A 12,027-nucleotide genomic window follows, 5' to 3' on the forward strand; every position below is an offset into this window, starting at 1 on the left:
GCCGGTGAAGATCTGGACAATTGCCAATCAAAAAGGCGGGGTGGGCAAAACCACTACCACCGTGACCCTGGGCGGGCTGCTGGCCACCCAAGGCCAGCAGGTCTTGTTAATCGACACCGATCCCCATGCGTCACTGAGCTATTATTTCGGCATTGATGCCGACCGGATCCATGCCTCGGTGTACGATATTTTTATTAATAAAGCCACCCTTGATGCCGATACAGTGCTTAACTGTCTGTGCCCGACCCGGGTAGATGGCCTATATGTGCTACCTGCCAGCATGGCGCTGGCCACCCTGGACCGCAAGATGGGCAGTGAACCAGGCATGGGCCTTATTTTGAAAAAAGCCCTGGCCACCGTGCAGGACAAATTTGATGTGGCGCTGATTGACTGCCCGCCGGTACTCGGTGTGCTAATGGTCAATGCACTGGCGGCCTGTGACAAGGTGATTGTGCCGGTGCAGACGGAATTTTTGGCCCTTAAAGGGCTTGATCGCATGATGCAGACCCTGGTGATCATGGGGCGTTCGCTGAACAAGCGTTTCAACACGGTTATCTTACCCACCATGTTTGACCGACGCACCAATGCAGCGATTAAAGCCCAGGCCAGGCTGATGACAGACTATGCCGGTGATGTGTATGCCGGCATGATCCCGGTCGACACCCGCTTTCGCGATGCCAGCCAGGCGCAATTACCCGCCTCCGTGGCGTTTCCCAAAGCGCGCGGTGTGCAGGCCTATGCAACATTTTTAGAGACCCTCGTAGAGCAGGCAGTAATATGAGTAAGCACAGTCCGTTAGGCCAGGAAGCCGTGATGCAGGAGTATCTGGACAGTCTGCTGCACGAGCCGGTTGTCAGCGAGACAGTGGCGCAAACCACGGCGCGTTTGTTAGAGCAGGCGCAGTGGCCGGATGCCGAAGAACCTGTTATTGCGCCGGTCAGTGAGGTAGCCATCCCAGCGGCGTTTGAAGAGGAGCCGGTGGTGGCGACGCCTGTGACACCGGTGGTCGAAGCCTTGAACCAGCCTCAAGACGATGCAGAGGGCGAGCCTGTTGCAGCGTCGGTACAGGCCCTTAAAGGTCAGCTGGACGAGACCTTTCAGGCGTTGTTTTTTGATGTGGCCGGGCTCACTCTGGCAGTACCGCTCATCACCTTAGGCGGGATTCATCAGCTGGAAAAGGTGGGGCCGCTTATTGGCAAGCCAGCCTGGTTTAAAGGGGTGATGCTGCACCGAGAACAAAAAATCAATGTGGTGGATACGGCCCGCTGGGTGATGCCGGAAAAATATGATCAGACTATGGCGGATAATCTCAATTATCAGTACCTGATCATGCTGGGCAACAGCCTGTGGGGGCTGGCCTGCGACAAGCTGGTTAATACCGTGACCTTAACCAAAGATGATATTAAATGGCGGGAAAGCCAGGGCAAACGCCCCTGGCTGGCCGGCATGGTAAAACAAAGAATGTGTGCGTTAGTTGATGTAAATCAGCTAATATCAATGCTAAACAAAGGGTTAGGCAGCCAGGACTAACTGTCTGAACTATCGGAGCCAGGTTCATGAGTGAAGAAAGAGCAATCAACAATCCCCCTGACAGCAACGATCAGGTGTTGCAATGGGTAACCTACCGTCTGGGCGATGAAACATACGGCATCAATGTGATGCAGGTGCAGGAAGTGTTGCGATACACCGAAATCGCCCCGGTGCCTGGCGCGCCGGATTATGTGTTGGGCATTATCAATCTGCGTGGCAATGTAGTCACTGTCATTGATACCCGCGCCCGCTTCGGTCTGGCCCCGGCCGAAACCACCGACAATACCCGCATCGTGATTATCGAGTCTGATGAGCAGGTGGTGGGCATTCTGGTAGACAGTGTGGCCGAAGTGGTTTATCTGAAAACTTCTGAAATCGACAGTGCGCCGAATGTGGGCACCGAGGAAAGCGCCAAGTTTATTCAGGGTGTGAGTAACCGTGATGGCGAGCTGCTGATTTTGGTTGACCTGAACAAGCTGCTTAGCGATGAAGAGTGGGACGAACTGGCTCATCTGTAACCGCTATTGTTACCGGGTGAACACCTCGCACCGCCGCGGCTGTTACAGTAGCCTCCGGCGGTGCGCTTGTTTAAACCGGGCACTCCTTGGTAATCTACTGATATTCAACCTTTTATGGTGTCTGCTATGAACGCCTCACAATTTGCTGTCCTGGCTCTTGCATTAGCCGCTGTGGCGCTGGTTTTAGTGGTGGCACTGTTCGTAGGAATGCTGAATCTGCGCCGGCAACATGCTGCTCACAATGCGCAGGCCAACGCTGCATTGACCCAGGCCCAGGCACAGCTGGAAGCCTTTTCACATCAGCTGGATGAACAGCAAAGCCGCTCGTTAGTTCAAAGTAAGCATTTGCAACAACTCCAAACCCTGCTCACCCAGCAGGAAAATCAGCTGCGTGAAGTCAAACAGCAGGATCCGTCCATGCGTTTATACCAACGTGCTGCCGAACTGGTCCGCCAGGGCGCCAGTGTGGATGAGATCATGGAATCCTGTGATATTCCCCGCGCCGAAGCCGAATTGATCATAACGATTCATAAACATTGATCCCTGCAATATCCTAAGCTCCTAGCCCGATACAGTCTGATGTAGTTTCGAAGCAGAGCATCGCAAAATCACTGTAATCAAAAACGTTTAGACGTCTAGACGTAAATTGGTTGACATCCGCCCTGAGCGCGCCACAATAGAGTCAAGATACTTTGTGGTGGAGCCGCCATGCCGATTCGAATTCCTGAACAACTGCCCGCCCAGGATGTATTGCTGGGCGAAAATATCTTTACCATGGACAGCCAGCGCGCGTCGCATCAGGACATTCGGCCGCTGGAGGTGGGGATTTTAAACCTCATGCCCAACAAGATTGAAACCGAGGTGCAACTGCTGCGGTTGTTGTCTAATACGCCATTGCAAATCAATGTGGACCTCATCCGTATCGATAATCAGGCCCCCAAGCACACTCCACAGTCGCACATGGATGCGTTTTACCATGAGTTTTCGCAGGTCAGCCACAAGCGGTACGACGGCCTGATTGTGACCGGCGCGCCACTGGCGCATCTGGATTATACCGAGGTTAATTACTGGCCGGCTATGGCCACCATTTTTGACTGGGCCCGGCGTCATGTCCAATCCACCCTGTATCTGTGCTGGGCAGCCCATGCTGCCATGTACCATTATTATGGTGTGAAGCGCCAGCTCCGCGAGACCAAATTGTCCGGGGTGTATGAACATCGCGTAAATGACCCCCACAATGAGCTATTGCGTGGCTATGACCCGCTGTTTTTTGCCCCGCATTCACGCTTTGGCCATATCCAGGCGCAGCAATACCAGCAGGTGCCAGGCTTAAGCGTCATTGCAGAATCAGAACAGGCCGGTGCCTATATTGTGGCCAGTGAGGATAAGCGCCAGGTGTTTGTCACCGGGCATCCTGAATATGAGCCGGATACCTTGAGCGAAGAATTTCATCGAGATCGCGCAGCAGGGCTCGACCCGGCCATTCCACTCAACTATTTTACTCAGGATGATCCGGCCGGTGCGCCTCTGGTACGCTGGCGCTCGCATGGCAGTCTGCTGTTTACCAACTGGCTGAATTATTATGTGTATCAAACCACCCCTTATGATTTAAATTTACTGGCTGACGGTTCGCGGCCCCCACAAGAGGTACAACGTGACACAGATTGAGCAATTACACGCCGCTGCCCGGCAGCGTATCCTGGTGTTAGATGGTGCCATGGGCACCATGATTCAGCAGCATCAATTGCAGGAAGCGGATTATCGGGGCGAACAATTTGCCCAGTGGCATTGTGATTTAAAAGGCAACAATGACTTGCTGGCCGTGACTCAGCCCGAGCTGATTTATCAGATCCATTGTGATTATCTGGCGGCTGGCGCCGACATCATTGAAACCAACACCTTTAATGCCACCACCATCGCCATGGCGGATTACGATATGCAAGCGCAGGCGCGACAGATTAATCTGCAGGCTGCCCAGCTGGCCCGCCGGGCCGCCGATGAGTTTACCCGGCGAACCCCTGATAAACCGCGTTTTGTGGCCGGTGTGTTAGGGCCCACCAACCGTACAGCCTCTATTAGTCCGGATGTAAACGATCCAGGTAAGCGTAATGTGACCTTTGATGAGCTGGTCGAGGCCTACAGCGAATCGTGTGAAGCCCTGATTGCCGGTGGGGTGGATATCATCATGCTGGAAACCGTGTTTGATACTTTAAATGCTAAAGCCGCTGCTTTTGCGGTGCAGCAGGTGTTTAACCAGCTGGAGCTGCGCTTACCGGTGATGGTTTCCGGCACCATTACCGATGCCTCCGGGCGCACTTTGTCCGGGCAGACTGCCGAAGCATTTTATTACTCGATGCGCCATACCAGCCCGTTTGCCTTTGGCCTTAACTGTGCGCTGGGCCCGGACCTGCTGCGCCAGTATGTGGTGGAAATTGCCAGTGTCTGTGAGTCTCTGGTCTCAGCCCATCCCAATGCCGGTTTGCCCAATGAATTTGGCGAATACGATTTGGATGCCGAGGCCATGGCTGCGCACATTGGCGAGTGGGCGGATGCCGGCCTGGTGAACATCGTCGGGGGCTGCTGTGGCAGCACCCCAGAGCATATCGCAGCAATTGCCGCAGCGGTGGCGGGCAAAGCGCCCCGTACTCTTCCTCAGTTTGACGTAAAGATGCGTTTGTCAGGGCTTGAACCCTTCGTGCATTAAGGTGAGCGTGTGACAACAGAAATAGCAACATTTATTAATATCGGCGAGCGCACCAATGTGACCGGCTCGGCGCGCTTTAAACGGCTGATCCTGGACGGTGAATATGAAACCGCCCTGGACGTGGCTCGGCAACAGGTAGAAAACGGTGCCCAGATCATCGATATCAATATGGACGAAGCCATGTTGGATTCGGTGGAGGCCATGCGTACCTTTTTAAATCTGATTGCCTCAGAACCGGATATCAGTCGCGTGCCCATTATGATCGACTCGTCCAAGTGGGAAGTGATTGAAACCGGCTTAAAATGCGTGCAGGGCAAAGCCATCGTTAATTCCATCAGCCTTAAAGAAGGCGAAGCCCAGTTTTTACAACAGGCTGCGTTAATTAAACAATATGGCGCGGCAACTGTGGTGATGGCGTTTGATGAATCCGGCCAGGCGGACACCCAGGACCGCAAGGTGGAAATCTGCCAGCGAAGTTACCGCTTACTTACCGAAAAGCTTCAGTTTCCACCGGAAGATATCATTTTTGACCCGAACATTTTTGCGGTCGCTACTGGCATCGAAGATCATAACAATTATGCGGTGGATTTTATCGAAGCCACCCGCATTATCCGCCAAACCTGCCCCCATGTGCACATCTCCGGCGGGCTTTCCAATATCTCGTTTTCGTTTCGTGGTAATAACCCTGTGCGCGAAGCTATGCACTCGGTGTTTTTATATCATGCTATTCGCGCTGGCATGGACATGGGCATCGTGAATGCTGGCCAGCTGGAGGTGTACGATGAAATACCGGCCGCGCTGCGCGAGGCTGTAGAAGATGTCATTCTCAACCGTCGCGACGATGCTACCGAACGCCTGCTGGATATTGCCCCTCAGTTTCAGGGGGATGGCAAGGCTGCCGCCAAAGAAGATTTAAGCTGGCGCGAAACGCCGGTCAACAAACGGCTGGAACATGCGCTGGTCAAAGGTATTACTGACTACATCATCGAGGATACCGAACAGGCCCGTCAGGAAGCCGAGCGGCCGTTGCATGTGATTGAAGGCCCGCTGATGGATGGCATGAATGTGGTGGGCGATTTGTTTGGTGAGGGCAAGATGTTCTTACCCCAGGTGGTCAAATCGGCCCGAGTAATGAAAAAAGCCGTGGCCCATTTACAACCCTATATCGAAGCCGAAAAATCTGACGATACCAAAAGCAACGGCAAAATATTGTTGGCCACCGTCAAAGGTGATGTACATGATATAGGCAAAAATATTGTTGGGGTGGTGTTGCAGTGTAACAATTTCGAGGTCATCGACTTAGGCGTGATGGTGCCCTGTGAAAAAATTCTGCAAACCGCCCGCGAGCAGCAGGTGGACATGATTGGCCTGTCCGGCCTGATCACGCCGTCGCTGGATGAGATGGTCCACGTAGCCAAAGAAATGGAGCGCCAGGGCTTTGACCTGCCATTGCTGATCGGCGGGGCCACGACGTCCAAAGCCCATACAGCGGTAAAAATTGAACAGCATTATCATGCTCCGGTGGCCTATGTAGCCAATGCCAGCCGGGCAGTGGGCGTGTGTCAAAAGCTACTCAACCGTAAAAGCCGGGATGAATATGCCGCCCAGCTCACCGAAGACTATGACAAAGTGCGTGCCCAGCATGCGCGCAAAAAACCACGTTCGAAACCAGTCACCCTGGCCCAGGCCCGGGCCAATGCCGCGCGTCCTGATTGGCAGCGCCGTGCACCGGCACCCAATAAAATGGGAGTGACCCCAGTGACTGCATCACTGGCTACGTTGCGAGACTATATCGACTGGACACCGTTCTTTTTGACCTGGTCGCTGGCCGGAAAATTTCCACGGATTTTAAATGATGAAGTGGTGGGCGAGCAGGCCCGTGAACTGTTTGCCGATGCCAATCAGATGCTGGATGACATCATCGCCAACAACAGCCTGACGGCAAAAGGGGTGATTGGCCTGTTTGCCGCCAATCGGGTAAATGATGATATTGAAATTTATGCCGATCAAAACCGCCAACAGGTAGTGGGTGTGGCTCACCATCTGCGGCAGCAAACCTTCAAAGATAAGCACCCCAACTATTGCCTGGCTGATTTTGTCGCCCCTAAAGACAGCGACCTGGATGATTACCTGGGCGCGTTTGCGGTTACCGCCGGAATTGGTGAGGATGCGCTGGCTGGCCATTACAAGCAGGCCGGTGATGACTATAATAATATCATGGTCAAAGCCGTGGCCGACCGTTTGGCCGAAGCCTTTGCCGAGTACCTGCACGAGCAGGTGCGTAAGCAATATTGGGGCTATGCGGCTGACGAGGCGCTGGACAACGATGCGCTGATCCGCGAAAAATATCAGGGGATCCGCCCGGCACCGGGCTATGCCGCCTGCCCGGAACATACCGAAAAGCAGCTGATTTGGGATCTGCTGGATGCCGAACAGCACACCGGCATGCGGCTGACCGAAAGTTATGCCATGTGGCCGGGGGCCGCAGTCTCCGGCTGGTATTTTGCCCATCCTGAAGCCCGCTATTTTGCCGTGGCCAAGATTCAGGATGATCAATTAAACGATTACGCCACGCGTAAAAACTGGGACCTGACCACTGCCACGCGGTGGCTGGCGCCAAATCTGAATGACTAAACCGTTTAGCCAGGCCTGCGAAAACAACAAGCAGGCCATTGTCGAAATCTTGCAACAGGCCTTTGCTCACTGCCATCGGGTGTTAGAAATAGGCAGCGGCACCGGCCAGCATGCGGTGTACTTTGCCCGTCAATTGCCGCATCTGGAGTGGCATACCAGTGACCAGCCGGCGTACCACAGTGGTATTCGCCAGTGGCTGGCGGCCTTACCGGCAGCCAATCTGCACCCGCCACTGAGCTATCAGGTGGGCGTGGACGAACTGCCGCCGCTGCAGTTTGATGGTGTGTTTACGGCCAATACCGCGCACATCATGCAGCCTGACGAAGTGGCCGACATGATGGAGACAGTGGCCAACAGCCTGCCGCCCACTGGCGTGTTTTGCCAGTACGGGCCATTTACCCAACAAGGCGAATTTAGCAGCGACAGTAATGCCCGCTTTCATGCCAGCCTGGTGGAACAAGGCTATGGTGGCTATCGGGATATCAGTGAATTGCAGCAATGGGCCGGCCCGCTCACACTGCAGCAGTGTTATCCGATGCCGGCCAATAATCTGTTGTTGGTATGGAAAAAACCGTCAGCACATCCGCCGTGTTAACCCCTTGGGCGTAAATTTTCCGCCACGACGGTAAAGTTTTTTATGCTATTGTCGTTATTCTATGTAGGGAAGCACAGAATAATAAGACGAGTATGGGTACATTATCATTACGCAAAAAATTTATGTTCATTGTGGGTGGCAGCATCGCCGCCTTGTTAGCTATTGTGGCAGTCGTAGCGGTAAGCTATATCGGCCGCGCAGCGCAACAATCGGTAGAAAATCAGCTAGCTGACCGGGTGGCGCTGGAAGCCGAAAAAATGGAAGGCTTTTTTAGCCGTTATGCCCAGTCTGCCCGCACTTTTTTGAACAATCCGTTTTTACTGGACTTTTTTGCCCGCCATACTCAGCGCGGTGTTAATGATCAAAGCCTGCCTCAAGCTGACAATATCTACACCCTGTTTAACAATATCAGCCAGCCGGATGCCAACATCAAATCGGCCTTTTTTGGCTCAGCAGCCACGTCTGAATATTTCTACGAAGAAGGCCGGGTTGGGGTGGAAACCAGCGGCCCGGATGCTTACAACCCCGATAAAGGTTATTTTGCCACTCAACGCCCCTGGTTCAGCCAGGCGGTAGAGCAGGGCAAGTTGTATGTGACCAAGCCTGCGGTGGATTCCCAGGATGGTAGTGTCTCGGCAGTGATCCAGGCCCCGGTGAGCTACCAGGGCACCCTGCTCGGCGTCGGCGGCATCGACATTTTGATCAGTACGCTGGCCGATGTACTCAACACCGTCAAATACCAGGGTGAAGGCACCGCGTTTTTGCTCGATGCAGATCAAAATATTGTGTATTTTCCCAGCCAGGATAAACCCCTGCCGCTGCATACACCGCTGGCCGAGTTAGACAGCGTGCTGAGTAACGCCCAGGGTTTTGGCACCATTGCCCGCAATATCGCCGACAATGACACCGGCATGGCAACAGTAATGTTCAACGGCGAACCTCATGTGGTGTTATTTGAGCATATTCAGCCAGACACCGCGTCCATGAACTGGTCAATGGGCCTCCTGATCCCGGAAAGCCTGGTCACGGCCCCGGTGCGCCAGGCTTTAATTTCAGCCATTGTGGCGGCACTGGTGATCATAACGCTGGTCATGGTCATCACCTATGCCACCGGCTCCACGGTGGTGGCACCGATTGTGCGCATGAAAAACGCCATGGCAGACATTGCTCGTGGCGATGGTGATTTAACCAAACGTCTGGAGGTAAAAAGCCAGGACGAAATCGGCCAGCTGGCTAACGAATTCAACCGCTTTACCGATAAGCTGCGAGAGCTGTTAAATCAGACCGCGCAAAATACTGAAGCGGTGGCCGCCGCAGCCCAGCAGTTAAAAGATGTCTCGCACAGCACCAGCGCCGAAATTTCCCAGGAACGCGATCAGGTGGACAATGTCTCTTCGGCAGTGACCGAAATGGCCACCACGGTCACCGAAATTTCCAGTAATGCCGCGCAATCCAGCCAGGCGGCAACGCAGGCTGATGAGCAGGTACGCAACGGCACCCGCGAGGCCCAGGACACCATGGCCGAAATCCAGTCGCTGGCCGATGCTATCAATGAAGCGGTGACCGTGGTGGGTGGCCTGAGCCAGGAATCTGACAGCATTGGCGCAGTGATCGATGTGATCAACAGCATTGCTGAACAAACAAACCTGCTGGCCCTTAATGCGGCCATTGAGGCTGCCCGGGCTGGTGAACAGGGCCGGGGCTTTGCCGTGGTAGCCGATGAAGTGCGCTCGCTGGCCAGCCGCACCCAGGATTCTACTGATGATATCCGACGCATGGTGGAACGCCTGCAATCCATGGCCGGGCAGGCCGATAAGGTCATGCAGGAAGGCAAATCCCGCTCTCAGCGTGGGGTGGAAAAAACCGCCTCGGTGGTTAAAGCATTAGAAGGGATCAGTGGTTCAATCAGTACGGTGCAATCGCAAAGTGGTTACATTGCTGATGCCACCGAGCAGCAAAGTGTGGTGGCCGAAGATATTAACCGTTCACTGGTGAAAATTACCGGCCTAAGCGATAAAACCAGTGATCATGCCTTCCAGCTGGCCGCACAGGCCACTCAGCTAAGCGGCGTAGCCAATGAGCTCAAGCAGGTAGTGAATCAGTTTAAGATCTAATTGCAGGGGCCGGGCGGTTAGTGACTACTTTCCGTCACGGTCACCGCCTCGGTTAGCCGCTGGCGCACAATCTCGCGCATTTCACTGGCCAGCTCACGAAAAAATGCCCGCGCCGGCGACGTATTACGCCAGGCCAGCAAATGCTGGCGTACCACCGGCATCCCGGCCAGTTCACACACATGCAAAGCTTCAGGTTTATGCAGTTCTGAGTGAATATACAGGCCGGGCAAAAACGCCACTCCCATGCCCATCACTACCATCTGCCGCAAGGTATCCAGGCTGGTGCCTTCATAATCGCGCGCCACATTGGCACCCAGGCGCAAACAAATCTCGTGCACCTGGTGATGAAAATGATGACGATCTTCTAAGGTCAGCACCTGTTGGCCACGCAGCTGTTCCGGGTCGATATAATGCTGACCGGCCAACGGGTGATCAGAAGCCATCACAAATTTAAGCGGCTCATAAAACAGCGGCTGACTTTGGATCTGCGAATTGGTCTCGGCCATGGGGGATAAGATCAAATCATAGTCACCCGCCAATAAACCTTGTTGCAGCTGGCTGGGCGCAGCTTCGCGCACATAAAATTTAAGGCCCGGATTCTGGGTATGAATGTCGGGCAACAAATGCGGTAGCAGGTAAGGGCCTAATGTCGGTGGGATCCCCAGCCTGTACATGGTGTTTTCACCGTCGGATAAATTGCGCGCCACTTCATTAAAATGCAGATTCGCCTTTAGCACATCCTCGGCGCTATGCAGCAACGCATGGCCCTGAGGGCTAAGCAGGGTGCCAGAGCGAGAGCGCTCGAACAGGGTCAGTCCCAGAGTGTGTTCCAGCGCGTTGATCTGGCTGGTCAGGGTAGGCTGGCTAATTCCGAGGATATGGGCCGCCCGGCGAAAGTTCAGATGCTTGGCTACGGTTATAAAATAGCGGATCTGGTTAAGGGACGGCACCTTGTCGTTACTCATCATGGTTACATAATCTTAACAAAATCGTTTCCTCTTGAGGCTGCCGGTAAATGGCCGGCAAGCACTTGCTTCAAACAGCCATGTCACAAGCAAAATAATGTAAATAGCCAATATTAAACAGTAGGTTAACTCGTTTTCGTTGAAGCTGGGCTATTGGCATTCTTACGTGAAAAGGCCGATAGTATGCCATCAAATCCCGCTGTCTGATAGTTTTTAGCTATCTCGAGAAACCGTGTCTTTCTATTAAGCTATCAGGCGACACTTTCGGGCTATAAAAAAATCCGACTATCGTTAACACGAAGCAACATTGGAGTATATCTATGGACCATGTCATTTCAGGCGTAGCAAAGTTTCAAAAGGATGTTTACCCGGCTAAAAAAGCCACCTTTGACAAGCTGGCCTCTGGCCAAAGCCCCGAAGTGCTTTTTATCACCTGTGCTGACTCTCGTATAGACCCCAACCTGATCACTCAAACCGAACCCGGCGATCTATTTGTATGCCGTAATGCCGGCAACGTGGTTCCACCACATGCTAACGATGGCGAAGGCAACGGTGCTTCCATCGAATTTGCAGTCGCTGCCCTGGGTGTAAGCCATATTGTGGTGTGTGGCCACTCTGACTGTGGTGCCATGAAAGGTGCAATCAACCCAGAAGGTCTGGATGCGGTGCCTCAGGTACAACAATGGCTGGGCCATTGTCGTTGCGCCACCGAAGCAGTAAAAGCTAAACATGGCAAAGTGGATAAAAGCCTACTCAAAGAGGTGACGCAGGAAAATGTCATCCAACAACTGCAAAACCTGCGCACGCATCCTGCAGTAGCAGCCAAGCTGGCCAGCGGCGATGTGAAACTGCACGGCTGGGTATATGACATTGGCTCGGGCGATGTATTGTGCCTGGATGAAGCAACCGGTGAATTCACCGCGTTAAGCCAGACTGACGCTGAACAAACCCTCAACGCAAAATAAGT

General features: G+C 53.6%; 11 protein-coding genes. 10 read left to right on the forward strand and 1 reads right to left on the reverse strand.

Features of this window, described 5'->3' with window-relative positions; genetic code table 11:
• The first annotated feature begins 4 nt into the window (after nucleotides 1-4).
• The 9 genes from ACTUJZ_RS07755 (at nucleotide 5) to ACTUJZ_RS07795 (ending at nucleotide 10,095) form a co-directional block, all read left to right on the forward strand.
• Nucleotides 5-781: a ParA family protein gene (locus tag ACTUJZ_RS07755; RefSeq protein WP_463635724.1), complete on the forward strand. Its 777-nt coding sequence runs from the start codon at nucleotides 5-7 to the stop codon at nucleotides 779-781.
• Nucleotides 778-1,530, forward strand: coding sequence for a chemotaxis protein CheW (locus ACTUJZ_RS07760; protein ID WP_463635725.1), 753 nt, complete (start codon nucleotides 778-780; stop codon nucleotides 1,528-1,530). The genes ACTUJZ_RS07755 and ACTUJZ_RS07760 overlap by 4 nt, the downstream gene beginning before the upstream one ends.
• A gap of 26 nt (nucleotides 1,531-1,556) precedes the next feature.
• The gene (locus ACTUJZ_RS07765) at nucleotides 1,557-2,048 is read left to right on the forward strand and encodes a chemotaxis protein CheW (protein ID WP_463635726.1); all 492 of its coding nucleotides are present in this window, start codon (nucleotides 1,557-1,559) and stop codon (nucleotides 2,046-2,048) included.
• Nucleotides 2,049-2,174: 126 nt separating this feature from the next.
• Entirely contained in the window at nucleotides 2,175-2,588 is a 414-nt protein-coding gene (locus ACTUJZ_RS07770) for a DUF2802 domain-containing protein (RefSeq protein ID WP_463635727.1), read from the forward strand.
• 168 nt (nucleotides 2,589-2,756) lie between these two features.
• Nucleotides 2,757-3,716, forward strand: a complete 960-nt coding sequence (metA, locus tag ACTUJZ_RS07775) for a homoserine O-succinyltransferase MetA (protein WP_463635728.1) — start codon at nucleotides 2,757-2,759, stop codon at nucleotides 3,714-3,716.
• Entirely contained in the window at nucleotides 3,703-4,752 is a 1,050-nt protein-coding gene (locus ACTUJZ_RS07780; protein ID WP_463635729.1) for a homocysteine S-methyltransferase family protein, read from the forward strand. The genes metA and ACTUJZ_RS07780 overlap by 14 nt, the downstream gene beginning before the upstream one ends.
• 9 nt (nucleotides 4,753-4,761) lie before the next feature.
• Nucleotides 4,762-7,386 carry a methionine synthase gene (gene metH, locus ACTUJZ_RS07785; protein ID WP_463635730.1) on the forward strand — a complete coding sequence of 875 codons (2,625 nt, stop codon included), beginning with the start codon at nucleotides 4,762-4,764 and terminating at the stop codon, nucleotides 7,384-7,386.
• Nucleotides 7,379-7,981: a DUF938 domain-containing protein gene (locus tag ACTUJZ_RS07790; RefSeq protein ID WP_463635731.1), complete on the forward strand. Its 603-nt coding sequence runs from the start codon at nucleotides 7,379-7,381 to the stop codon at nucleotides 7,979-7,981. The genes metH and ACTUJZ_RS07790 overlap by 8 nt, the downstream gene beginning before the upstream one ends.
• 92 nt (nucleotides 7,982-8,073) lie before the next feature.
• Nucleotides 8,074-10,095: a methyl-accepting chemotaxis protein gene (locus tag ACTUJZ_RS07795; RefSeq protein WP_463635732.1), complete on the forward strand. Its 2,022-nt coding sequence runs from the start codon at nucleotides 8,074-8,076 to the stop codon at nucleotides 10,093-10,095.
• Between the two features lie 17 nt (nucleotides 10,096-10,112).
• On the opposite strand, the gene ACTUJZ_RS07800 is transcribed toward ACTUJZ_RS07795, so the two are convergent.
• Entirely contained in the window at nucleotides 10,113-11,063 is a 951-nt protein-coding gene (locus ACTUJZ_RS07800) for a hydrogen peroxide-inducible genes activator (protein ID WP_463635733.1), read from the reverse strand.
• 317 nt (nucleotides 11,064-11,380) lie between these two features.
• Between ACTUJZ_RS07800 and ACTUJZ_RS07805 the strand changes: the two genes are divergently transcribed.
• The gene (locus ACTUJZ_RS07805) at nucleotides 11,381-12,025 is read left to right on the forward strand and encodes a carbonic anhydrase (protein WP_463635734.1); all 645 of its coding nucleotides are present in this window, start codon (nucleotides 11,381-11,383) and stop codon (nucleotides 12,023-12,025) included.
• Nucleotides 12,026-12,027 lie beyond the last annotated feature (2 nt).

The organism is Alteromonas sp. WD8-37 (genome assembly GCF_055326825.1).

Coding starts and splice junctions, on each gene's coding strand:
- ACTUJZ_RS07760 (WP_463635725.1), top strand. CDS start 778: ATGAGTAAGCACAGTCCGTTAGGCCAGGAAGCCGTGATGCAGGAGTAT.
- ACTUJZ_RS07765 (WP_463635726.1), top strand. CDS start 1,557: ATGAGTGAAGAAAGAGCAATCAACAATCCCCCTGACAGCAACGATCAG.
- ACTUJZ_RS07770 (WP_463635727.1), top strand. CDS start 2,175: ATGAACGCCTCACAATTTGCTGTCCTGGCTCTTGCATTAGCCGCTGTG.
- metA (WP_463635728.1), top strand. CDS start 2,757: ATGCCGATTCGAATTCCTGAACAACTGCCCGCCCAGGATGTATTGCTG.
- ACTUJZ_RS07790 (WP_463635731.1), top strand. CDS start 7,379: ATGACTAAACCGTTTAGCCAGGCCTGCGAAAACAACAAGCAGGCCATT.
- ACTUJZ_RS07795 (WP_463635732.1), top strand. CDS start 8,074: ATGGGTACATTATCATTACGCAAAAAATTTATGTTCATTGTGGGTGGC.
- ACTUJZ_RS07800 (WP_463635733.1), bottom strand. CDS start 11,063: ATGATGAGTAACGACAAGGTGCCGTCCCTTAACCAGATCCGCTATTTT.
- ACTUJZ_RS07805 (WP_463635734.1), top strand. CDS start 11,381: ATGGACCATGTCATTTCAGGCGTAGCAAAGTTTCAAAAGGATGTTTAC.